At 65.4% G+C, this 23,351-nt stretch carries 23 protein-coding genes; 20 read left to right on the forward strand and 3 right to left on the reverse strand.

What is annotated here, in order from left to right; all coding sequences use genetic code 11:
- The first annotated feature begins 1 nt into the window (after position 1).
- Genes mltG through aroB form a run of 5 tightly spaced genes read left to right on the forward strand, consistent with a single transcriptional unit; the run spans position 2 to position 5,142 of the window.
- Entirely contained in the window at positions 2 to 1,390 is a 1,389-nt protein-coding gene (gene mltG / locus E3T41_RS01180; protein WP_134476839.1) for an endolytic transglycosylase MltG, read from the forward strand.
- The gene (locus E3T41_RS01185; protein WP_134476841.1) at positions 1,383 to 2,291 is read left to right on the forward strand and encodes a shikimate dehydrogenase; all 909 of its coding nucleotides are present in this window, start codon (positions 1,383 to 1,385) and stop codon (positions 2,289 to 2,291) included. Before mltG ends, E3T41_RS01185 begins: the two co-directional genes overlap by 8 nt.
- Positions 2,292 to 2,296: 5 nt before the next feature.
- Positions 2,297 to 3,505 carry a chorismate synthase gene (gene aroC, locus E3T41_RS01190; protein WP_134476843.1) on the forward strand — a complete coding sequence of 403 codons (1,209 nt, stop codon included), beginning with the start codon at positions 2,297 to 2,299 and terminating at the stop codon, positions 3,503 to 3,505.
- A 7-nt stretch (positions 3,506 to 3,512) separates the two neighbouring features.
- Positions 3,513 to 4,034, forward strand: coding sequence for a shikimate kinase (locus tag E3T41_RS01195; protein ID WP_134476845.1), 522 nt, complete (start codon positions 3,513 to 3,515; stop codon positions 4,032 to 4,034).
- Positions 4,035 to 4,053: 19 nt separating this feature from the next.
- A complete protein-coding gene (aroB, locus tag E3T41_RS01200; protein WP_134476847.1) occupies positions 4,054 to 5,142 on the forward strand; it encodes a 3-dehydroquinate synthase in 1,089 nt (362 codons plus the stop codon).
- Positions 5,143 to 5,145: 3 nt separating this feature from the next.
- On the opposite strand, the gene E3T41_RS01205 is transcribed toward aroB, so the two are convergent.
- From E3T41_RS01205 to E3T41_RS01215, 3 genes are all read right to left on the reverse strand, one after another.
- Positions 5,146 to 5,625 carry a DUF779 domain-containing protein gene (locus tag E3T41_RS01205; RefSeq protein WP_092449100.1) on the reverse strand — a complete coding sequence of 160 codons (480 nt, stop codon included), beginning with the start codon at positions 5,623 to 5,625 and terminating at the stop codon, positions 5,146 to 5,148.
- Positions 5,626 to 5,767: 142 nt separating this feature from the next.
- Positions 5,768 to 7,291, reverse strand: a complete 1,524-nt coding sequence (locus tag E3T41_RS01210; RefSeq protein WP_134476849.1) for an aldehyde dehydrogenase family protein — start codon at positions 7,289 to 7,291, stop codon at positions 5,768 to 5,770.
- Positions 7,292 to 7,349: 58 nt separating this feature from the next.
- On the reverse strand, positions 7,350 to 8,702 hold the full coding sequence (locus E3T41_RS01215; RefSeq protein WP_241990985.1) for a GAF domain-containing protein: 1,353 nt from the start codon (positions 8,700 to 8,702) through the stop codon (positions 7,350 to 7,352).
- A 295-nt stretch (positions 8,703 to 8,997) separates the two neighbouring features.
- On the opposite strand from E3T41_RS01215, the gene E3T41_RS01220 reads away from it, so the two are divergent.
- The 15 genes from E3T41_RS01220 to coaBC all read left to right on the forward strand — a co-directional run bounded on the left by E3T41_RS01220 (position 8,998) and on the right by coaBC (position 23,345).
- The gene (locus E3T41_RS01220; RefSeq protein WP_134476853.1) at positions 8,998 to 9,402 is read left to right on the forward strand and encodes a hypothetical protein; all 405 of its coding nucleotides are present in this window, start codon (positions 8,998 to 9,000) and stop codon (positions 9,400 to 9,402) included.
- A gap of 9 nt (positions 9,403 to 9,411) precedes the next feature.
- Positions 9,412 to 9,846, forward strand: a complete 435-nt coding sequence (locus tag E3T41_RS01225; protein ID WP_092449097.1) for a type II 3-dehydroquinate dehydratase — start codon at positions 9,412 to 9,414, stop codon at positions 9,844 to 9,846.
- A gap of 107 nt (positions 9,847 to 9,953) precedes the next feature.
- Entirely contained in the window at positions 9,954 to 10,517 is a 564-nt protein-coding gene (efp, locus tag E3T41_RS01230) for an elongation factor P (RefSeq protein WP_092107753.1), read from the forward strand.
- A complete protein-coding gene (nusB, locus tag E3T41_RS01235) occupies positions 10,514 to 10,933 on the forward strand; it encodes a transcription antitermination factor NusB (protein ID WP_092107754.1) in 420 nt (139 codons plus the stop codon). Before efp ends, nusB begins: the two co-directional genes overlap by 4 nt.
- Positions 10,934 to 10,982: 49 nt before the next feature.
- Positions 10,983 to 11,921, forward strand: a complete 939-nt coding sequence (locus tag E3T41_RS01240) for a thioredoxin domain-containing protein (protein WP_166791472.1) — start codon at positions 10,983 to 10,985, stop codon at positions 11,919 to 11,921.
- Positions 11,922 to 12,026: 105 nt separating this feature from the next.
- Positions 12,027 to 12,569, forward strand: coding sequence for a bifunctional pyr operon transcriptional regulator/uracil phosphoribosyltransferase PyrR (gene pyrR / locus E3T41_RS01245; protein ID WP_104133169.1), 543 nt, complete (start codon positions 12,027 to 12,029; stop codon positions 12,567 to 12,569).
- A complete protein-coding gene (locus tag E3T41_RS01250) occupies positions 12,566 to 13,528 on the forward strand; it encodes an aspartate carbamoyltransferase catalytic subunit (RefSeq protein ID WP_092449093.1) in 963 nt (320 codons plus the stop codon). Before pyrR ends, E3T41_RS01250 begins: the two co-directional genes overlap by 4 nt.
- 4 nt (positions 13,529 to 13,532) lie before the next feature.
- Complete coding sequence (locus E3T41_RS01255) at positions 13,533 to 14,885, forward strand: dihydroorotase (protein WP_092449187.1); 1,353 nt, start codon at positions 13,533 to 13,535, stop codon at positions 14,883 to 14,885.
- The gene (locus E3T41_RS01260; protein ID WP_092449092.1) at positions 14,878 to 15,411 is read left to right on the forward strand and encodes a hypothetical protein; all 534 of its coding nucleotides are present in this window, start codon (positions 14,878 to 14,880) and stop codon (positions 15,409 to 15,411) included. Before E3T41_RS01255 ends, E3T41_RS01260 begins: the two co-directional genes overlap by 8 nt.
- An 88-nt stretch (positions 15,412 to 15,499) precedes the next feature.
- Positions 15,500 to 16,633: a glutamine-hydrolyzing carbamoyl-phosphate synthase small subunit gene (gene carA / locus E3T41_RS01265; RefSeq protein ID WP_092449186.1), complete on the forward strand. Its 1,134-nt coding sequence runs from the start codon at positions 15,500 to 15,502 to the stop codon at positions 16,631 to 16,633.
- A complete protein-coding gene (gene carB, locus E3T41_RS01270) occupies positions 16,633 to 19,920 on the forward strand; it encodes a carbamoyl-phosphate synthase large subunit (protein ID WP_134476856.1) in 3,288 nt (1,095 codons plus the stop codon). The genes carA and carB overlap by 1 nt, the downstream gene beginning before the upstream one ends.
- Before the next feature lie 14 nt (positions 19,921 to 19,934).
- Positions 19,935 to 20,828, forward strand: coding sequence for an orotidine-5'-phosphate decarboxylase (pyrF, locus tag E3T41_RS01275; RefSeq protein ID WP_241990986.1), 894 nt, complete (start codon positions 19,935 to 19,937; stop codon positions 20,826 to 20,828).
- Positions 20,821 to 21,741 (forward strand): guanylate kinase, encoded by a 921-nt coding sequence (gmk, locus tag E3T41_RS01280; protein WP_104133209.1) that lies wholly within the window; start codon positions 20,821 to 20,823, stop codon positions 21,739 to 21,741. The genes pyrF and gmk overlap by 8 nt, the downstream gene beginning before the upstream one ends.
- 92 nt (positions 21,742 to 21,833) lie before the next feature.
- Positions 21,834 to 22,094: a DNA-directed RNA polymerase subunit omega gene (rpoZ, locus tag E3T41_RS01285; protein ID WP_092107764.1), complete on the forward strand. Its 261-nt coding sequence runs from the start codon at positions 21,834 to 21,836 to the stop codon at positions 22,092 to 22,094.
- 24 nt (positions 22,095 to 22,118) lie between these two features.
- Positions 22,119 to 23,345: a bifunctional phosphopantothenoylcysteine decarboxylase/phosphopantothenate--cysteine ligase CoaBC gene (coaBC, locus tag E3T41_RS01290; RefSeq protein ID WP_134476858.1), complete on the forward strand. Its 1,227-nt coding sequence runs from the start codon at positions 22,119 to 22,121 to the stop codon at positions 23,343 to 23,345.
- Positions 23,346 to 23,351 lie beyond the last annotated feature (6 nt).

Genomic DNA, 23,351 nt, shown 5'->3' on the forward strand with positions numbered 1-23,351 from the left:
CGTGCCCAGTACCCCGGAAGAGCCCCTGCCGAGCCGACGCCAGTTACGCGCGCAACAGGCCGCGGCGGAGCAGTCCGCCGCGGAACAGGGCGCGACGGAGCGAACTGGCTTCGAGCAATCCGGAGCCGAGCCGGCGGCAGCGTCCGGGGGGACGGCATCCGTTCAACCGCCGTTGCTGCCGCGAGAAACGGCCGAGTCGGCAGAACCGGGCGATGATGCCGTCGCGTTCCTGACGGCGAGCGACGTCGGTGGCTCCGGTCGGGGACGCACGAACCGTCGCTCACTGCTGGCGGACGAACCGCCGCGGGAGAAGAGGAGCTACAAGGGAGCCTGGGGCTGTCTGATCGTCTTTGTCGTTCTTGCCGCTCTCGTGGCCGGAGTTGCGCTGTTTCTGCAGGGACCCATCTCCCAGATCATTGCTGCCACGCAGGGGCCGGCCGACTTCACCGCGGAGGAAGCGGCGACCGGCGAAGACGTGATCGTCATGATTCACGACGGCAACGGTGGCTCGGAGATCGCCGCGACACTCGTCGAAGAGGGCGTGGTCAAGAGCTTTGATGCGTTCTATTCCATCCTGTTGCAGACGGCCCCGGAGCCGGTGTTTCAGCCCGGTGCGTACCAGCTCAAGACGAAGATGGTCGCGAGCACTGCGCTGGACGCCCTGCTCGATGAGGACACTCGACTGAACCAGACCGTTATCGTGCCTGAGGGGACCGCGGCCGTTGACGTGCTGGCGTCGATCTCCGAGGGAACCGACATTCCCCTGGCGGACCTGCAGGCCGCGGCCGCCAATGTGGCCCAGTTCGGCCTGCCCGCCGAAGCGACCACCCTTGAGGGTTTTCTCTTTCCCGCGACGTACACCTTCTCGCCGGAGGCCACCGCCGCCGTCGCGTTGCAGACCATGGTCAACCGGCAGTATGAGGCCCTCGATGCGGCCGGTGTCGCCGTCGCAGACCGCTGGTCGACGATCGTGTTCGCCTCGTTGATCCAGCGTGAAGCCGGCCTGCGTGATGACTATTACAAGGTGTCGCGGGTGTTTCAGAACCGGCTCGACCCGGCCCAATGGGACAGCGGCCTGCTGCAATCGGACGCGACCGTCGCCTATGGCACGGGCAAAACCCACCTGGTCACCACGACCGACGCCGAACGTGCCGATGCCGGCAACCTATACAACACCTATGCGCACCCCGGCATGGTCGTCGGCCCGATCTCGAATCCCGGTGACCTCGCGATCGATGCGGCCCTGCACCCGGTCGACGGATCCTGGTTGTTCTTTGTGACGATCAACCTCGACTCCGGTGAGACGGCTTTTTCCACCACGGTCAAGGAACACGATGCTGCCGTTATCGTTTGGCAGAACTGGATGAGGGAGCACCCCGAATATGGTTGATCTGACGCTAAATGGGGCCTCATCAAACAGGCTCGCGGTGCTCGGCTCGCCGATCAAGCATTCCCGTTCGCCGTTGCTGCACCGGGCCGCCTACTGGCAGCTGGGACTCGACTGGTCCTACGATGCTGTTGAGGTGAAGGCCGGTTCGCTCGCCATGTTTCTGAGCTCCATCGGGCCGGACTGGCGTGGTCTTTCGCTCACCATGCCGCTCAAACACGAGGTGCTTCCGTTCATCGACGACTGCGACCGGGTGGCACGGCTGACCGGATCCGTCAATACCGTGCTGCTGCGCCAGGTGGCCGGGCGCGGCACCCTCACCGGCTATAACACGGATGTCGCTGGTCTGGTGCGTGCGTTGGCCGAGGGCGGCGTCACCCGGGCGAAGCACGTGACCCTGCTCGGAGCCGGCGCGACGGCGGCATCCGCTCTGATGGCCGCCGCGGAACTCGGTGCTGAGTTCGTCAGCGTGCTCGTGCGCGACCTGCCGAAGGCGCAGCCGCTCGTTGAACTCGGTCGGTCGCTCGGAGTCGTCGTCGACCTCAGTGATTTCAGCGGGTCTGGCGGCAACGGAAGCGACCTCGTGATCAGCACTCTGCCCGGCGGGACGGTGCTGCCGACCCCGCTGCCGCTCGAACTGCGCGAGCGTGCGACGCTGTTCGACGTTGCCTACTCACCGTGGCCAAGCGGGGTGGCACGCGAGTGGGAATCGGCCGGCGGAACTGTGCTGAACGGCCTCGGCATGTTGCTGCACCAGGCGCTCATCCAGGTGCGGGTGTTCGTGACCGCTGACCCCTTCGAACCACTCCCCGGCGAGCCGGACGTGCTCGCCGCCATGCGTAGTGCCCTGACCCGCGACGCAGCCCCCGGTGACACTGGCTCGCACGATGCTGTGGAAAGATAGGAGCTATGCTTCGTTGGCTTACCGCCGGAGAATCCCACGGCCCCGAACTCATCGCTATTCTCGAGGGTTTGCCCGCAGGGATCCCGGTCTCCCTTGATTCGATCCGCCTCGATCTCGCGCGCCGCAAACTCGGCTACGGCCGGGGCGCGCGCATGAAATTCGAAGAGGACGAGCTCACCCTCTCCGGCGGCGTTCGGCATGGCCTCACCCTCGGCGGCCCGGTCGCACTGCGCATTGGCAACTCCGAATGGCCCAAATGGGTCGATGTGATGAGTGCCGCCCCGGTCGACCCGGCCACCCTGACGCGTGGCCGCGGGGCACCATTGACCAGGCCCCGCCCGGGTCACGCCGACCTCGCCGGCATGCAGAAGTACGGTTTCGACGAGGCGCGCCCCGTGCTGGAGCGCGCGAGTGCCCGCGAGACCGCCGCCCGCGTCGCGCTCGGCGCCGTCGCACGATCATTCCTGAACGAACTCGGAATCCACCTGGTCAGCCACACCATCGCCATCGGGCCGGTCCGCGTGCCCGACGGCGCGCCGCTTCCTGAGCCTGAGGACGTCGACACGCTCGATTCTGATCTGCTGCGCTGTTTCGACGCCGCGACATCCGCTTTGATGGTGGCTGAAGTGGATGCTGCCCATCACGACGGCGACACCCTCGGCGGCGTCGTCGAGGTGCTCGCCTACAATCTTCCCCCCGGGCTTGGCTCCTTCGTGCACTGGGATCGTCGGTTGGATTCCCAGCTGGCCGCCGCGCTCATGGGGATCCAGGCGATCAAGGGGGTCGAGGTCGGCGACGGCTTCGAGACCACGCGCCGCCGCGGCTCCGAGGCACACGACGAACTCGTACAAGCGGATGGCGCCATTCAGCGAGTCAGCGACAAGGCCGGCGGAACCGAGGGCGGCATGAGTACCGGAACCGTGCTGCGCGTGCGGGCCGGCATGAAGCCGATCGCGACCATTCCGCGGGCGCTGCGCACCGTCGATGTCGCCACGAGCGAGCCGGCCCCGGCGCACCACCAACGCTCCGACGTCTGTGCGGTTCCGGCGGCCGGCGTTGTGGCCGAGGCCATGGTGGCGCTCGTGCTCGCGAACTCGGTGCTGGAGAAGTTCGGCGGCGACTCGATCGGGGAGACCCGGCGCAACCTGGAGTCGTACCTCGCCAACATTCCGGCGAACCTGCGCACGGGCGCGTCGAGCGACGCGTCGCTCTAGACCTGCGATGTTGACTCTGCGGAACGCCTTGTTGCCGATCGTGTTCATCGGTCCGATGGCCGCCGGCAAGACCAGGATCGGTCGTCGAGTGGCGCGCGACCTGAATTTGCCGTTTATCGACACCGACAAGCGCGTCGTCGAAAGTTACGGTCCGATTCCGGAGATCTTCGCGCGTGAGGGCGAAGAGTACTTTCGCATCGTCGAACGTGAAGCGGTGGACTGGGCCCTCGGCGAGCCGGCCGTCATCTCCCTCGGCGGGGGAGCAGTGCTGCACTCCGAGACGCAGGCCGACCTCGAATCCGCGACCGTGGTGTACCTCAGCGTGACCACCGCGGCCGTCGAGGCCCGCCTCGGCGGCAGCAAACGGCCTCTCCTGGCCGGCGGTATCGGCGTCTGGGAACGCATCTATAACCAGCGCCGCCCCATCTATGAGGCCCTGGCGACGATTCGCCTGGACACCTCCAACCGACCGATCACCGGAATCGCCGATGAGATCGTAAATTGGGTACAAGAAAGAAATGATGATTGAGAAGTCAGGGACAACACAGATGACCGAACAGACCAGTACCACCGTGATCACCGTGACCGGGGTCGACAGCTATCCGGTCAGCGTGGGGCGTGGCCTGGTCAACACCGTCGCCGAGCAGCTCGGCACCGGTGTCAACAAGGTGCTCATCGTGCACACCTCGACCGTCGGCGCCCGCGCGGTCGCCCTGCGTGACAGCCTGCTCGAAACCTACGCCGAGGTTTTGCTGGCCGAAATTCCCGACGCCGAAGCGGCCAAGCGGGTTGAGGTTGCCGCGTTCTGCTGGGGCGTCATGGGCCAGTCCGACTTCAGCCGCACCGACGCCGTGATCGGCCTCGGCGGTGGCGCAGTGACCGACCTCGCCGGATTCGTGGCCGCTACCTGGCTGCGTGGCGTGAAGCTCGTGCAGATTCCCACGAGCGTACTCGGCATGGTCGACGCGGCCGTCGGCGGCAAGAACGGCATCAATACCGCCGAGGGCAAGAACCTTGTCGGCACCTTCTACGCGCCTGCCGCCGTATTGTGCGACCTCGACCTGCTCGACGCCCTGCCGAAAAACGAGATTCTCGCGGGCTTCGCCGAAATCGTCAAGGCCGGCTTCATCCAGGTTCCCGAAATTCTCGACATCATCGAAGCGGATGTCGAGCGCGCCACCGACCCGACCACCCCCGAATTTCGCCGGCTGATCGAACTGCCGATTGCCATGAAGGCGCGCATCGTGGGGGAGGACTTCAAGGAAGCCGGCCTCCGCGAGATCCTCAACTACGGTCACACCCTCGGCCACGCCGTCGAGCACGCCGAACGCTATGGCTGGCGCCACGGCGCGGCCATCGCCGTCGGCATGATGTTCGCTGCGGAACTGGCCGCGCTCAGCGGACGGCTGTCCGTGGAGGTCGTCGACCGGCACCGCAGCATCCTGGAATCGCTGACCCTGCCGACCGGTTACCCGGTCGGACGCTGGCCCACCCTGCTGGCCACCATGCAGCGCGACAAGAAAACCCGCAGCGGGATGTTGCGCTTCGTGGTCCTCGACGATGTGGGCAAGCCCACCATCCTCGAAGGCCCGGACGCCTCGTTGCTGTTCAGCGCCTACCAGGCGATCGGGCAGTAGCCGCTACGCCGGGATTGTCGCCTGCGCGGGCGGGGCTTCGGCATCCGCTTCGATCTGGTCAGTGCCGGCAAACGGGGTCATCGTGGTCATGAGCTCGGAACGGATCAGAAAGCGCACGCCGCGCGGGGCCTCTGCACTGAAGCCGCTGCCGCGGCCGGGCACCACGTCGACCGTGAGAAAGGTGTGGCTCCAGTAGTTGAACTGTTCGGCTGACATCCAGAAGTCGAGCGGCTGGGCGGGGTCGCCGGCCGGAGCGAGATCGAATTGGCCGAGCCGCACGTCCTGGTCGGAGGTGATGAACTCGTCGGCCATGAACAGCATCGGCGAACTGCCGTCGCAGCAGCCACCGGACTGGTGGAACATGAGCGGGCCGTGTTCCTCCCAGAGGCTGCGGAGCAGGTCAACGGCGACGGGTGTGAGCTCGACGCGGGGAACGGTTTCGCCGGCGATCGTGACCGACGCGGTTATTGTGGTAGTCGACATTGACGGGACTTTCTGCTCATGGCGGACCCTTCTACTGCTGAAGGGGGGCTGCCTACGACGTTACGTCGTCGACAGCCCCCGGGCCAGACCTTCAGCGAACTCCCACCGAACGGGTGGGCATCCTCTGGTCTGACGGTTCGGTTTAGAAGAAGCCGAGCTTGTTCTCGGAGTACGACACGAGCAGGTTTTTGGTCTGCTGGTAGTGACCGAGGGCGAGTTTGTTGTTTTCGCGGCCGATTCCTGAGCTCTTGTAGCCTCCGAAAGCGGCACCGGCCGGATAGGCGTGATAGTTGTTGACCCAGACGCGACCGGCCTGGATATCACGGCCAGCCCGGTAGGCGACGTTGCCGTTGCGCGACCAGACCCCGGCACCGAGACCATAGATGGTGTCGTTGGCGATCGAGATGGCATCCTCGTAGTCGGTGAAGCTCGTCACGGCGAGCACCGGTCCGAAGATCTCCTCCTGGAACAGGCGCATCTTGTTGTGGCCCTCGAAGATGGTCGGCTGCACGTAGTAGCCGTCGGTGAGGTCGCCGCCGAGGTCGGCACGTTCGCCACCGAGGGCCAGCTTGGCACCCTCCTTGGTTCCGATGTCGATGTAGGAGAGGATCTTCTCAAGCTGGTCGTTGCTGGCCTGCGCGCCCATCTGGGTGTCGGTGTCGAGCGGGTTGCCCTGAATGATCTTCTTAGCGCGGGTGACAGCGTCGCCGAGGAAACTGTCGTAGATCGGCTTCTGCAGCAGGGCGCGGCTTGGGGCCGTGCAGACCTCGCCCTGGTTGAAGGCGAAGAGCACGAAGCCTTCCTGGGCCTTGTCGTAGAAGGCATCCTTCTCCTGCGCAACATCGCTGAAGAATATGTTCGGGCTCTTGCCGCCGAGCTCAACGGTCGACGGAATGATGTTGGCCGAGGCGTATTGCAAAATGAGGCGACCGGTCGTGGTCTCACCGGTGAAGGCGATCTTGCGGATACGGTTGCTCGAGGCGAGCGGCTTGCCGGCCTCCAGGCCGAAACCGTTGACGACGTTGACAACGCCCGGGGGGAGGATATCGCCGATGAGTTCCAGCAGCACGAGGATCGAGACCGGGGTCTGCTCGGCGGGCTTGAGGACGACGGCGTTGCCGGCGGCGAGGGCCGGGGCGAGCTTCCAGACGGCCATCAGGATGGGGAAGTTCCAGGGGATGATCTGGCCGACGACGCCGAGCGGTTCGTGGAACTGGTACGAGACGGTGTCGCCGTCGAGCTGGGCGTGGTCGCCGTCCTGGGCGCGGATCGCCGAGGCGAAGTAACGGAAGTGGTCGGCGGCGAGGGGGATGTCGGCGTTGATGGTCTCGCGCACGGCCTTGCCGTTGTCCCAGGTCTCGGCGACGGCGAGCATTTCGGTGTTGGCGTCGATGATGTCCGCGATCTTGTTCAGCACGGCTGCGCGCTCGGCGGGGCTGGTCTTGCCCCAGGCCGGTGCGGCATTGTGCGCGGCGTCGAGGGCCAGCTCGATGTCTTCGGCCGTTCCGCGAGCGACCTCGGCGAACGGCTTGCCAGTGACGGGGGTGATGTCTTCGAAGTACTGGCCCTTGACCGGGGCGACCCATTCGCCGCCGATCCAGTTCTCGTACCGCGACTTAAAGGTAACTTTGGAGCCGGGTGTTCCGGGGACTGCATAGACGGTCATGTCACTCCTATATATCGACGACGGTGTCGGGCTCGCAATGCTGCGGCCTGCTTCGACTCTAGGAGCGGGAACGTTGCAGAATGTTGCGATGCCCGCCGATTTCGTCTTCAATGCGCGCCAGGTGCGCCACGACCATTGCGCGTTTGGGTGAACGGGCCGGGAGCAGCTCCAGGCAGGCACGCCACACCTCGGTGTCCCAGGTGGCCTCTTCGGTGCGCGCGTAGCTGAGCAGCAGGTCGACCGACGCATCGGCGAGCATGGCTTCGCGCAGCCGGCTGCTCACTTCCTGGCGAATTTCGACGATACCGGGCGCTGACGATGCCGGCAGCACAGCTCCGCGGTAGGCGCCGAGGGCGACGCGGTGGGCGCCGCGCTCGAGGAAGGCCAGCACGCGTTGGGCATCGAGTTCGAGTTTGGACTCCAACCGATACGGGCGGGACGTGATCGTGATGGGGGAGTCGAGGAGCGCGAGTACCTTCCGTACCCGCACCATTTCGGCGCGCAGCGTCTCCACCGCAGTGTCCTGGTCCGAGAGAAAGCTGGCCAGGCGATCGGCGGAAAGTCCTTCGCGGTGCCAGGCCAGGAGCGTGAGAATCTCGGTGTGGCGGGGCGAGACATCCACTGTGCTGGTGCCGCAGTGCAGCTGGCCGTGATCGGTACCGAGAACGCTCAGGCCGGCCGGCGCCAGTCGCGGCACGCTCACCGACACTGATGCCCGCGACCGCAGGGCGGGCGGTGAATCGGCCGGTTGGTCGAGGCGTTGGATGCGCAGCTCCGCTTCCATCGCGGCGACGGCCGCCTCGACCAGAGGGAGGGTCTGTGGTGCGACAGCCTGGTCGCCGCCGGTGATGTCGATGACCCCCAGGATCTTGCCGGTGTCCGGGTCGTGAATGGGCACCGCAGTGCAGCTCCACGGGTGCGCCAGAGCGTTGAAGTGTTCAGCGCGCCGAATCTGGATTCCGCGGTCGAGGGCGAGTGCCGTTCCCGGTGCGCTCGTGCCGACCCGGCTCTCCGACCAGTCGGCGCCCTCGACGAAGAGCATCTCCTCAACCCGGCGGCGCAGCACTCGATCGCCGTCGATCCAGAGCAGCCGACCGGATTCGTCACCGATGGCAACGATCAGCTCGGCGTCGATGGCGTGGCGGATGAGCAGGTTGTGCACGACGGGTAGCACTGCGGCGAGCGGATGCTGATTGCGCAGGTCGCGCAGTTCGCTGTCGGTCAGCGTCCGCTCAGGAGTCACACTCGACGGGTCGAGGCTCAGCGACAGCGAACGCTGCCAGGAGTCCTGCACGAGCTGGCGCACCCCGGTTTGAAAGACCCGATCGGTGATGGCGGATTCGTGGGCCCGCTCCAGGGCGACAATGCTCTCCCGCGCATCGCCGGTCGGGACCGACGACGAACTCTTCAAGCCGTATCCCATGAGCGTCTGCCTCCGTTAGCAGTGGACGGGTTCGTGCTGCCGAGACCGGCGTCGATGCCAGTCTAGGGCAGCTGCCAGAGATTTCCCGGAGTGCTGGGCAGTCTCTGCCCTTTTGGAGTCTGAACGACGGTTGTTCGATCCGCCGACAGGCGCGAGGTCTACGAACCTGCCACGGGAGCGACGGCCCCGATCTCGTCGCCGGAAGATATCCACAGGCGAGGAGTGGCACATATTTTCTGTGCATTTCCTCGGTGCAGGCGGATGCCCCGCCCATTCTGGGCGCATGACAATGACAACGAAACTCGAAGACGCCCCGCCCGTGACCACATTGCAGGAGGCCCGCACGCGAGTCTTCGACTTGGTCGGTCACGCCATCCGGCCGCAGCTCTGGCTTATGTTGCTCGATTTGTATGGCCAGCAGTTGTCCGTGCTAATCCCGATTGACGGCATTCCGGTGCGGCCCGAGCCCGGGTCAACCCAGCCCTTCGCCGTGCGCATCAACGACATGCTCGCCCAGGAGGCCCCTGGCGGCAGCATCATTCTGACTCTGGAGCGGCCGGGCTCCGCCGCCCTGACCGCACCGGACCAGGCCTGGGCCGCCGAATTGACCCAGTCCTTCGGGAAGCTCATGCGCATCACGGGCCTGTTCGTCGCGCACGACGGCGGAGTCGCGGTTCTCACACCCTAGGCTGAGGCGATGAATACAGTGCTGGTTCTAAACGGTCCGAACCTCGGGCGCCTGGGCAGTCGTGAACCCGATGTCTATGGGTCGGCCAACCTGGACGATCTGCGTGCGCTGCTCGTCGCATCCGCTCGTGATGGAGTCGTGATTGACCTGCGGCAGACCGACGACGAGGCCGAACTCATCCACTGGCTGTATGAGGCCGTCGATGAGCGGATGCCGGTGATCCTGAATCCCGCCGCGTTTACCCACTACAGCTACGCTCTGCGGGATGCCGCGGCCCTCGTGACCAAGGCCGGCCTGCCGCTGATCGAGGTGCACATCTCCAACCCGCACGCGCGCGAGACGTTTCGCCACACCAGCGTCGTGAGCGCCATCGCGACCGGCGTGATCGCGGGCCTCGGCTTCGACTCGTATCGCCTAGCGCTCGACTTCGTCACCCAGCCGTAGGCGCAGCGGGCGAGCTGTGCCTTTGAAACCTGTGGCTTGGACACGTAGACTCGACAAGGTGCCATTTGCACCCGCGCACCTTATCAATTGAACGGAACACCCCTCCCATGGCTTCTACCGCTGATATCAGAAACGGCGTCGTACTCAACATGGATGGCCAGCTTTGGGCCGTCGTCGAGTTTCAGCACGTCAAGCCGGGCAAGGGTGGCGCCTTCGTTCGCACCAAGATGAAGAACGTCGTCTCGGGCAAGACCGTTGACCGCACGTTCAACGCCGGCGCGAAGATCGAGACCGAAAACGTCGATCGCCGCGACTTTCAGTACCTCTACAACGACGGCGACGCCTACGTTTTCATGGATGTGGCCGACTACGACCAGATCACCGTCTCCGCCGCCGTCGTCGGCGATGCGAGCAACTTCATGCTCGAAAACCAGGCCGTGACCGTGGCACTGCACAACGGCAACCCGCTCTATGTCGAGCTGCCGGCATCCGTTACCCTCGAAATCACCTACACCGAGCCGGGCCTGCAGGGCGACCGTTCCACCGGCGGCACCAAGCCGGCCACCGTGGAGACCGGCTACCAGATTCAGGTTCCGCTGTTCCTCGAGCAGGGCACTAAGGTCAAGGTCGACACCCGCACCGGCGACTACCTCGGTCGCGTCAACGAATGAGCGCTCGTACCAAGGCCCGCAAGCGCGCCATCGACATTCTGTATGCCGCCGATGTGCGTCAGATCAGCATTCCGGAGTCGCTTGCAACCGAGGCCGAGCGTGCCGCGAGCGAGCCGGCACGTCTCGCTTCCTGGCTGTACGCCCGTGAGCTCGTCGATGGGGTCGTCGACCACCGCGAAGAGATCGATGAACTGATCGAAACGTACTCGCAGGGCTGGTCCCTCGCGCGCATGCCCAACATTGATCGCGCCATTCTGCGCATCGGAATCTGGGAGATTCTGTACAACGACGCCGTTCCGCACGCCGTCGCGATCGATGAGGCCGTTGAAGCGGCGAAAATTCTCTCAACGGATGACTCGGCCGGGTTTGTCAACGGATTGCTCGGCAAGATCGCTCAGACCGCTCCGTCGGCCTAACTCGGCGAATCGCCGCTTCCAGCGCGCACCGTCAACGAAGGGCACGAAGATGACCAGCACCGGACAAGGCGCCCAGCCGAACCGGCCGAACCCTTACGCACCGCCGGCCGAGCCGATAAACCCCTTTGCGATGGCGCCGAAGACCAACACCATGGCGATCGTGTCGTTCGTCTCGTCATTGGTGATCGGGCTCGTCGGCATCATCACGGGTCACATCGCCCTCGGGCAGATTCGAGCTCGCGGTGAGGTCGGCCGCGGTTTCGCCCTGGCCGGCCTCATCATCGGGTACGTCAGCACCGCGGTGTTCGTGATCCTGGTGGCACTCGCGGTCATCTTCGCATCCGCTCTCGCAGCATTTCTGGTGAACGTCGGATCCAACGCGGGCTCGTCCAGCTCGTCGTCAGCTCCGCTGCCGACCGGTGAGCTGGGCGCCGCCAACTTCGATGGCGGCTATCTCGAATTCGGTGCCGGTCCGGTCATTATCGACGAATACATCGATCCGATGTGCCCGTTCTGCGCCCAGTTCGAGCAGACCAATGGGGAGCTGCTTCTAGCCGGCGTCGAGAGCGGCGTCATCACCCTGCGCGTGCACTCATTGGCCTTTCTGGACAGCAAGTCGCAGGGCACGAACTACTCGAGTCGGGCTTCGGCGGCCCTGACCTGCCAGGCCACGCTCAACCCCGGCGAGACCCTCGATTTTCTGTCGGAGCTGTTCGCGAACCAGCCGCTCGAGAACAACCCTGGCTTGAGCGACGCCGAGCTCGCCGACCTGGCTGGGGGTGATGCGAGCATCACCGACTGTGTTCAAAGCGGGGACTATCAGGCCTGGTCGCAGCAGAACACCGAGTCCGCACTGACCGGTCCGATCGCGGGAGCCGAGATCGAGGCCGTATCCGGCACCCCGACCGTGCTTGTTGACGGCGCGCAATATCGGGGCAGCCTCACCAATCAGGCCGAATTCTCCGCCTTCGTCGCCGGCGCCTTCTAGCTGCCTCGCACTCCAGACAGACTTCCGGCTCGGGAACGGCTAAGCTAATCCCATTCAGACATCCTTTAATGATCCGTCCTGTGAGACGGGGAAGGAGGTCGGCATTTGGCGCACATTGTGCTCACTCAGGCTGACATCACCCGCGCGTTGACTCGAATCTCCCACGAGATCCTGGAGTCCAATCGGGGCCCGGACAACCTCGTCATCCTCGGCATTCCGACCCGCGGCGTCATTCTGGCCCACCGGATTGCCGAGATCATCCAGCGGATCGAACCGGCCGCGAACCCGGTGCGGGTCGGTTCCCTGGACGTGACGCTGTACCGCGATGACCTCGCGCACGGCCGCACGCGCACCCCCTCGCGCACCCAGATCCCCGGCAGCATCAACGGCGCCACGGTGGTCCTCGTCGACGACGTGCTCTACTCGGGGCGCACCATCCGCAGTGCTCTGGATGCGCTCGGCGACCACGGCCGCCCGAACATCGTGCGGCTGGCCGTGCTCGTCGACCGCGGCCACCGCGAACTGCCGATCCGCGCTGATTTCGTCGGTCGCAACCTGCCCACGGCTGCCGACGAGCGCATCAACGTACACATCGACGAGGTTGACGGCGACGAATTCGTCTCCATCGATGGGCGGAGTGAGCAATGAGGCATCTGCTCTCGACCAAGGACCTCGCCCGCGATGAGGTCATCAACCTGCTCGACATTGCCGAGGACATGGCGGATGTCGGCCAGCGTGAGGTCAAAAAACTCCCGACCCTGCGCGGCAAGACCGTCGTCAACCTGTTCTTCGAAGACTCCACCCGCACCCGCATCTCGTTCGAGGCCGCCGCGAAGCGGCTCAGCGCCGATGTGATCAACTTCAGCGCCAAGGGATCCAGCGTCTCCAAGGGCGAAAGCCTCAAGGACACCGCGCAGACCCTCGCCGCGATCGGCGCCGACGGCGTCGTCATTCGCCACCCGGCCTCCGGCGCCCCCGCGGTGCTCGCCGCCAGCGGATGGATCGATGCCGGCATCATCAACGCCGGCGATGGTACCCACGAACATCCCACCCAGGCGCTGCTCGACGCCTTCACCATCCGGCGCCGCATTCACGGAGCGGCACCCCGCGGCAAGGGACTCGATGACGTCACCGTCACGATCGTCGGCGACGTGCTGCACTCCCGCGTCGCCCGCTCCAACCTATGGCTGCTCACCACCCTCGGCGCCGAGGTCACGTTCGTCGCCCCGCCGACGCTGCTGCCGAGTGATACCTCGCTCTGGCCCGCCCGATTCAGCTTCGACCTGGACGACGCCATCGATGCCGGCCCGGATGTGGTCATGATGCTGCGCATTCAGACTGAACGGATGAGCGCGGCCTTTTTCCCCAGCACCCGCGAGTACTCCCGGGTCTGGGGGCTGGATGACGCGCGATTCGGTCGGCTCGGTCCGGCTAGCATTGTTATGCACCCCGGTCCGATGAATCGCGGTCTGGAGATCTCATCCGCGGCGGCCGACTCCGCCAACTCGACAGTGCTCGAACAGGTCACCAACGGCGTCTCCGTGCGAATGGCCGCGCTCTACTTGCTCTTATCCGGTGACCGGAAGGAATCGAAGAATGCCGATTGACGGAATGGCCCAACGCTGGCTCATACGCGGGGCGACCCTGCCGGACGGCACGAGCACGGACATCCGTTTGGATGGTGCGCGCATCGCTGAGCTGGGAACCGGACTGTCCCAGAGCGGCGCGAGCGTGATCGACGCCGCCGGCCTGGTAGCGTTGCCCGGCCTCGTCGACCTGCACGCCCACCTGCGTGAACCCGGGTACGAGCACAGCGAAACCGTGCTGAGCGGCAGCCGTGCCGCTGCCCGGGGCGGGTTCACGAGTGTGTTCGCCATGGCCAACACTCTGCCGGCCCAAGACACCGCCGGGGTGGTCGAACAGGTGCTCGCGCTCGGCGAAAGCGCCGGATACGTCGACGTGCAGCCGATTGGCGCGGTCACCGTAGGGCTGGCCGGCAAACAACTCGCCGAACTGGGCGCCATGGCGTCGAGTCGGGCCAGGGTGCGGGTATTTTCCGATGACGGATTCTGCGTCTCGGACCCGCTCCTCATGCGTCGCGCCCTCGAATACGTCAAGTCCTTCGACGGCGTCATCGCGCAGCACTCCCAGGAACCACGACTGACCGAAAAAGCCCAGATGAACGAGGGTGCCCTCTCCGGCGAACTCGGCCTCGTGGGCTGGCCGGCCGTCGCCGAGGAATCGATCATCGCCCGCGACGTACTCTTGGCCGAACACGTCGGCTCCCGCCTGCACGTCTGCCACGTTTCCACCGCCGGCTCCGTCGACGTCATCCGCTGGGCCAAGGCCCGCGGCATCCAGGTGACCGCCGAGGTCACCCCACACCACTTGCTGCTCACCGAAGATCTCGTGCGCGGCTACGACGCCCGATTCAAGGTCAATCCTCCGTTGCGCAGCCGTGAAGACGTCGAAGCGCTGCGAGCCGGACTCGCCGACGGCACGATCGACATCGTCGCGACCGACCACGCTCCGCACCCGGCCGAAAGCAAGGACTGCGAGTGGGATGCCGCTGCCAACGGCATGGTTGGGCTGGAATCAGCCCTGTCGGTCGTGCACGCCGCGGTCGTCGCGAACGGAATGCTCAACTGGTCCGACATCGAACGCGTGCTCTCCCGCACGCCCGCTCAAATCGGCCGGATCACCGGTCAGGGCAAACCGATCGCGGTCGGGTCGCCGGCCGAACTGACCCTGTACGATCCCGCTGCCACCCGCGTCTTCGGTCGCGCCGACCTGTCGGGCACGAGCGTGAACTCGCCGTACCTGTCGATGACGCTGCCCGGCGAGGTGCGGGCGACCTTCCACCGCGGCTACGCCACGGTGCTCGACGGAACTGTGCAGGGCGAAATCGCGCGCAGCAACCTCGAAATAGCCGGCCACGCGCGCGGAGTCCCCACCCATGGATAGGTCCATTCCCGCCATCATTACGGCGCTCTTTCTGCTGGGCGTACTCGTACTGATGTGGCGCAGCTGGCACAAGCGCAGCCAACGTGACCGTACGCTCACCGCCGGTTACCCCCGGTCGGAGGGCGGCGCTGCCGCCGACGTGTTGGCGACCGCCGAGGCCTATTACGTGGCCACTACCCCGCGGGACGCCCCGCTGGAGCGACTGGCCATTCCCGGCCTGGGTTTTCGGGCCCGCGCCGCCCTGACCGTGACCGCGCAGGGCATCACCCTCGACCTAGACGGCAACGCGCCCCTGTACGTGCCCGGCGCCGCCATCGACCAGGTCGGTGCAGCGCAGCTCGCCATCGATCGCGTCGTCGAAACCGACGGGCTGGTTCGCCTGAGCTGGCGCCTGAACACGCCCGGCACCGACCGCCGCGACGTTGACAGCTTCTTCCGCATCATCGACCCGAACGATCGAGCCCGTCTCATCGATTCAATCCGAACCATTACAGCCCCGGCCCATCAAGACGAAAGTGAGGCCTGACGTGCCCGACTCGACCGCACCAGACCAGGCAGAAGCATCCGTTGCACTGACGCCCACCTTCTTGGTTACCGACAAGCCCGGCCCGGCCGTGCTCGTGCTCGAAGACGGCCGCCGATTCGTCGGCCGCAGCTACGGGAGCGAGGGGCAGACGCTCGGCGAGATCGTCTTCGCCACCGGTATGACCGGCTATCAGGAAACCCTGACCGACCCGTCCTACGCCGGTCAGATCGTGCTGATGACCGCCCCGCACGTGGGCAATACCGGGATGAACGACGAAGATATGGAATCCAGGCAGATCTGGGTGGCCGGCTTCATCGTGCGCGAACCCGCTCGGATGGCCTCAAATTTTCGCGCCACCCGCACCCTCGACGATGACCTCGAAGCAAACGGCGTCGTCGGCATCAGCGGCATCGACACCCGTGCGATCACCCGCCACATCCGCTCGGCGGGCGCCATGAAGAGTGGAATCTTCTCGGGCGACCTGTTCGGCCTGTCCGACAGCGAACAGCTCGAACGCGTGCTCGGTGAAGCTGCTATGCGCGGCCGCAACCTGTCGCTCGAGGTCTCGACCGTTGAACCCTTCTCCATTCCCGCACAGGGCGAACGCATCGGCTCCGTCGCGGTGCTCGACCTCGGTGTGAAGACCAGCACCCTGACCTATCTCGCCGAACGGGGCTTCGAGGTGCTCGTCCTTCCGCAGTCGGTCACCGCCGAACACGTTCTGTCGCTGAAACCCTCCGCCCTGTTCTTCTCGAACGGACCCGGCGATCCGGCCGCTTCCGACGCCCACGTGGATCTGCTGCAGGAAGTACTCCGTGCGGGCATTCCCTACTTCGGTATCTGCTTCGGCAACCAGCTACTCGGCCGTGCCCTCGGTTTTCGCACCTATAAGCTGCCGTTCGGGCATCGTGGTATTAACCAGCCGGTTCTCGACAAGACCACCGGGCGGGTCGAGATCACCTCGCAAAACCACGGCTTCGCCGTTGAAATGCCGATTGAGGGCGTGCATGACTCTCGCACCGGATTCGGTCGGGTCGAGGTGAGCCACTACAGCCTCAATGACCAAGTGGTCGAGGGCATCCGCTGCCTCGATATCAACGCTTTCTCGGTGCAGTACCACCCGGAGGCCGCCTCCGGCCCACACGACGCCAACCACCTTTTCGATCGATTCAGAGACGTTGTTCTGGCTGCGCAGTCAGCCGTTGCAGGAGAAACCAAATAATGCCCAAGCGCGACGATATCAACAGTGTTCTTGTCATCGGCAGCGGCCCGATCGTTATCGGCCAGGCCTGCGAATTCGACTACTCCGGCACTCAAGCCTGCCGCGTGCTGCGCGAAGAGGGCGTGCGCGTCATCCTGGTCAATTCCAACCCGGCCACCATCATGACCGACCCCGACTTTGCCGACGCGACCTACATCGAACCGATCACGGCCGAAATTCTTGAGACGATCATCGCCAAGGAACGACCGGACGCGATTCTGCCCACCCTGGGCGGGCAGACTGCGCTCAATGCGGCGATCCAGCTGCACGAACGCGGAATCCTCGAAAAGTACGACGTTGAGCTGATCGGCGCGAGCTTCGACGCCATCAACAAGGGCGAAGATCGCATGATCTTCAAGCAGCTCGTGCTCGACGCCGGCGCCGACGTAGCCCGCTCCTTCATCGCCAAGACGGTCGAGGAGGCCGTCGGCTACGCCGAAGACCTCGGCTACCCGCTCGTCGTACGCCCCTCCTTCACCATGGGTGGCCTTGGCTCGGGCTTCGCCTACACCGAGGTGGAACTGCGCCGCATCGTCACCGACGGCCTGCACCACAGCCCGACCACCGAGGTTCTGCTCGAAGAATCCATCCTCGGCTGGAAGGAATACGAGCTCGAAATGATGCGCGACACGGCCGACAACACGGTCGTCGTCTGCTCCATCGAAAACGTCGACCCGGTCGGTGTGCACACCGGCGACTCGATCACCGTCGCCCCCGCGCTGACCCTGACCGACCGCGAGTTCCAGCACCTGCGCGACATCTCAATCGACATCATCCGTGCCGTCGGCGTCGACACCGGCGGCTGCAACATTCAGTTCGCCATCAACCCGGCCGACGGCCGGGTCATCGTCATCGAGATGAACCCGCGCGTCTCGCGCTCGTCCGCCCTGGCCAGCAAGGCGACCGGCTTTCCGATCGCCAAGATCGCAGCGAAGCTGAGCCTCGGCTACCGCCTCGACGAGATTCCCAACGACATCACCGGCGTCACCCCGGCAAGCTTTGAACCGACCCTCGACTACGTCGTGGTCAAGGTGCCGCGCTTCGCGTTTGAGAAGTTCCCGGCTGCCGACCAGCGACTGACCACGACCATGAAGTCGGTCGGTGAGGCGATGGCCATCGGCCGCAGCTTCGCATCCGCTTTGCAGAAGGCCCTTCGCTCGTTGGAGAAGCGCGGATCGAGCTTTCACTGGGGCGAAGAAACCCGTTCTATTGACGAACTGCTCGCCGCCGCCGAGATTCCCACCGACGGCCGCATCGTCACCGTGCAGCAGGCCCTGCGCCGCGGCGCGACGATCGACCAGGTCTTCACCGCGACCAAGATCGACCCGTGGTTCATCGACCAGATCGTGCTGATCAACGAGATCGCCGAGCAGGTCAGGGCTGCCGACCGCCTCGACCGTGACGTGATGATCCTCGCCAAAGACCACGGCTTCTCCGACGCTCAGATCGGCGAGTTGCGCGGTTTCGGCGAAGCGGATGTCCGCACCGTACGTCACATTCTCGGCGTGCGGCCGGTCTTCAAGACCGTTGACACCTGCGCGGGGGAGTTCCCGGCCCTCACGCCGTACCATTACTCCAGCTACGACGACGAGACCGAGGTTGTCGCCAGCGACCGCCGCAAGGTCGTCATTCTCGGCTCCGGGCCGAACCGCATCGGCCAGGGCGTCGAATTCGACTACTCCTGCGTACACGCCTCTTTCGCACTGTCCGAGGCCGGCTACGAGACCATCATGATCAACTGCAACCCGGAGACGGTCTCCACCGATTACGACACGAGCGACCGGCTCTACTTCGAACCGCTCACGCTCGAAGACGTGCTCGAGGTCATCCACGCCGAAAGCCAGAGCGGCGAACTCGTCGGTGTGGTCGTGCAGCTCGGCGGCCAGACCGCCCTGAGCCTGGCCCGCGGCCTTGAAGCGGCCGGTATCCCCATTCTCGGCACCACCCCCGACGCGATCGACCTCGCCGAGGAACGCGGACTGTTCTCGAAGATTCTCGACGACGCCGGCCTGCTCGCGCCGCGCAACGGCACCGCGATCGACTTCGGCGGCGCCGTCGTGGTGGCCGAAGAAATCGGCTACCCGGTACTGGTACGTCCGAGCTACGTCCTCGGCGGCCGCGGCATGGAGATCGTCTATGATTCCCCCTCACTCGCGGACTACTTCACCCGCATGGCCGGGCAGGGAATCATCGGCGCCGGGCATCCGCTTCTGGTCGACCGCTTTCTTGACGACGCAATCGAAATCGACGTCGACGCCATCTATGACGGCCACGAGCTGTACATCGGCGGCGTCATGGAGCACATCGAAGAGGCCGGCATCCACTCCGGGGACTCGAGCTGCACCCTGCCGCCGGTCACCCTCGGTCGGGCCGAAATCGACCGAGTACGCGAAGCCACCCTCGGGATTGCCCGCGGTATAGGCGTGAAGGGCCTGCTCAACGTGCAGTTCGCCATCGGCGCTGGCGTGCTCTACGTACTCGAAGCCAACCCGCGCGCCTCCCGCACAGTGCCGTTCGTGGCCAAGGCCCTCGGCATCACGCTGGCCAAGGCCGCAGCGCTCATTATGGTCGGTTCGACCATCGCCGAACTCAAGGCCGCGGGCAAGCTACCGCTCATCGACGGCTCCCGGGTTCCGATCGAATCGCCGGTTGCTGTGAAGGAAGCCGTGCTGCCGTTCAATCGGTTCCGCACCCCGGAGGGCCTCGTCGTCGACTCGATCCTCGGCCCGGAGATGCGTTCCACCGGCGAGGTCATGGGCATCGACCGTGACTTTCCGCGGGCCTTCGCTAAGAGCCAGCTCGCGGCGTACGGGGGAATCCCGCTCTCCGGCACCGTCTTCGTGTCGGTCTCCGACCGGGACAAGCGCTCGATCATTCTGCCGATGCTGCGCCTGCAGCAGCTCGGCTACGACATCGCCGCAACCATCGGCACCGCCGAGGTGCTGCAGCGAAACGGGATCCGTGCGCGCGTGGTGACCAAGTTCAGCGAGAAGGCGGGGGAGGACGACGTCTCAATCGTCGAACTCATTCGCCGCGAAGAGATCCAGATCGTCATCAACACCCCCGGTGGCAGCACCGCCCGGGCCGACGGGTACGAGATTCGCGCCGCCGCCGTGGCCGGAGACCTTCCCCTGTTCACCACGATCGCCGAGCTTAGCGCTGCGGTCGCTTCGATCGATTCGATTCGCGACGGGTTCGAGGTGACCTCCCTTCAGGAATACGCCACGGCCCGCACGGCCCTACTGTGAACGGCGGCCCTGCTGTGAAAGGCGGCCCTGCGACCGTGCTGTCCTTCGGCGAACGCCTCGAGCGGGTGTTCGCCGAGAGCGGCCAGCTGTGCGTCGGCATCGACCCGCACTCCTGGCTGCTCGACGATTGGAACCTGCCCGACACGGCTGCTGGAGCGGAGTCCTTCGGTCGCACGGTCGTCGCCGCTGCCGCCGGCAGAGTCGGCATTGTCAAACCGCAGGTCGCCTTCTACGAACGATTCGGCTCGGCCGGCTTCGTCGCCCTCGAACGCGTGCTGGCCGATGCACGGCAGGCCGGCCTGCTCGTGATCGGCGACGCCAAGCGCGGCGACGTCGGCACGAGCGCCCTGGCCTACGCGCAAGCCTGGCTCTCGTCCGGATCTCCGCTCGAAGTGGATGCCCTCACCTTCGCCGCGTACATGGGCGTCGGTTCGCTCGACTCGCCACTCACCCTCGCGGCTGCGAACGGCAAGGGAGTCTTCCTGCTCGCCGCGACCTCCAACCCGGAAGCTGCCGACATTCAGCGGGCCATCGTCGCCGACGGGCCCTATGCCGGTTCGAGCGTCGCCCGCGCCATTCTGGACGACGTTGCGGATCGCAACGCGCGGGCAGCATCCGCTCGCCTGACGACTGGTCTGGGATCGGTCGGCGTAGTGCTGGGCGCCACCCTCGACTTGTCATCATTCGGCATTGATCTGCAGGCCGCACCGACCGAATTTCGCACACCGGTGCTCGCGCCCGGCTTCGGACACCAGGGTGGGCATATTATGGATCTGACCGCGATATATGGTGGATACGCCGGAGGGGTTATCGTGAGTGAATCGCGCAGTGTGCTCTCGGCCGGACCCCACCGGATCGAAGAAGCCATTGAGCGCCGAGTAGCCGAAGTAGGTGCCGTCCGTGGCTGAAAACCGTCCCACCCCGCCCGAGGTTGATCGGGTGGCCGCGTCGCGGGCCGCCGTCGCGGCCCGTCGCGCCCGTGCCAAGGTCAAGGCCGAGGTCGCCTCCGGTCAACGCACCGCGCTCGAAGTTCTCGCGACGGCCATCGCCGACCCGATCGGGGTCGAGGGCCGCTTGAGAGTGACCGAGCTGCTCGTGAGTATCCCGGCGATCGGCGTCACCAAGATGCAGCGCATCATCCACCGCCTCGAAATCTCACCGTCCAAGCGCCTCGGCGGCCTCGGCCGGCACCAGCGCGATCGGCTCCGGGATTTTTTGTCCGAACGACCGACCCTGCGCAGGAACATCGCCGACTCCAAACTCATCGTTCTCGCCGGACCCACCGCGGTCGGCAAGGGAACCGTCGCCGGGTACATTCGGGAGAACTATCCCGACGTGCTGCTCTCCGTCTCGGCGACGACCCGCGCGCCGCGCCCGGGGGAGACCGAGGGCCTCAGCTACTACTTTGTCTCCGACGAGGAATTCGACCGCATGGTGGAGGGCGGCGAGCTGCTCGAGTGGGCCAAGGTGCACAATGCGTACCGCTACGGAACCCCGCGCGGCCCGGTCGACGCGGCTATCGCCGCTGGCAACAGCGTGCTGCTCGAAATCGACCTGCAGGGTGCTCGCGCCGTGCGCCGAGCCATGCCCGAAGCTCGCCTGGTGTTTTTGCTGCCGCCGAGCTGGGATGAACTGGTGCGTCGGCTGATCGGTCGTGGCACCGAAGATTCGGCCGAGCAGGCCCGTCGGCTGGAGACCGCAAAGCTCGAATTGGCCGCCCAGGGAGAGTTCGATTATCGCGTGATCAACCACGATGTCGCCGAGGCCGCTCGCGAGGTCGTAGACTTGATGGAGATCCGCGCTGCCACGAGCCTGTCGTAGCGCCCGTTTCTGTTGAATTCATACGTGTATTACGACACGTATCCGCAAGCTCGCACAGGCCTCAGGCCGTGCTCTATTAGGAGTTGACACCAATGGCGAACAAGCCCACTGGCATCATTGACCCGCCCATCGACGACCTGCTCTCCAAGGTCGACTCGAAGTATGCCCTCGTGATTTTTGCGTCCAAGCGTGCGCGTCAGATCAACGACTACTACGCTGACCTGCACGAAGGCAGCCTGTTCGACAATGTCGGACCGCTCGTCGACTCGACCGTCGAAGACAAGCCGCTTTCCGTGGCCCTGCGCGAGATCAACGACGACAAGCTCGTTTCCCGCCCGATCGTCGAGGCCTAGCCCACAGTTTTTAAAGCGCGCAGGATGAAGACACCTCGCACGATCGTCGTCGGTATCACCGGCGGCATCGCAGCGTACAAGGCCGTTAACATTGTGCGCGCTTTTGTGTTGCACGGCGACTCCGTGCACGTCGTCGCCACCGCGGCCGCCCTGCGGTTTGTCGGTAAGCCGACGCTCGAGGCGATCTCCCGCAATCCGGTGCACACCGACCTCTATGAGGGGGTCGCCGAGGTACGCCACGTGGCCATCGGCCAGGGCGCCGACCTTATCGTGGTCGCCCCAGCCACCGCCAACAGCATCGCCAAGCTCGCCGCTGGCCTCGCTGACGATCTGCTCGGTAATACCATCCTGGCCAGCACCGCGCCGCTCGTGATCGCACCGGCCATGCACACCGAAATGTGGAACAATCCGGCGACCATGGCGAACGTGGCGGTGCTGCGCTCGCGCGGCATCACCATCGTGGGCCCCGGTGTCGGCCGCCTGACCGGCACCGACTCCGGCGCCGGCCGGATGGAGGAACCGGAGACCATCGTTGCGGTGGCCCTGGCCATTCTTGATCGGGAGCCGCCTGCGGGGGAGGCCGCGGCATCCGCTCGGCAGGATCTCGCTGGACGACACGTGCTGATCAGCGCCGGCGGTACCCGGGAACCGCTCGACCCGGTGCGGTACCTCGGCAACCGGTCCAGTGGCAAGCAGGGTGTTGCGCTCGCCCAGGCTGCGCTCGCCCGTGGGGCTCGGGTTACTCTGGTCGCGGCCAACCTCGAGGTGCCGGTTCCGACTGGCGTGTCGTGCGTGCTGGTGGGCACCGCCCAGGAGATGCTGAAGGCCATGACAACGGCCGCTGCATCGGCCGACGTGATCATCATGGCCGCCGCCGTCGCCGACTACCGGCCGAAGAGCGTCCAGCTCGGCAAGATCAAGAAAGACGAGGTCGGCGACACCCTCACGCTCGAACTGGTCAAAAACCCGGATATTCTGGCCGGACTGTCCGCGTCCCGCAGACCGGGTCAGCAGATCATCGGCTTCGCTGCCGAAACCGAAGCGGATGCCGACCGGCTGATCGCGCTCGGCCGCGGGAAAATCGCCCGCAAGGGCTGCGACTTTCTAGTGGTGAACCGGGTCGGCTTGGACGCCGGTTTCGGCACGGAACGTAACACCGTCACGGTGCTCGATCACGGCGGAGTTATAGTGAACGAGGCCTCCGGAAGCAAAATGTCCGTGGCCAATTGCATACTTGACCTGATCGATTAGCCGCGG

It is taken from the genome of Cryobacterium sp. Hh38 (assembly GCF_004403235.1).
GTDB classification, from domain to species: Bacteria; Actinomycetota; Actinomycetes; order Actinomycetales; family Microbacteriaceae; genus Cryobacterium; species Cryobacterium levicorallinum.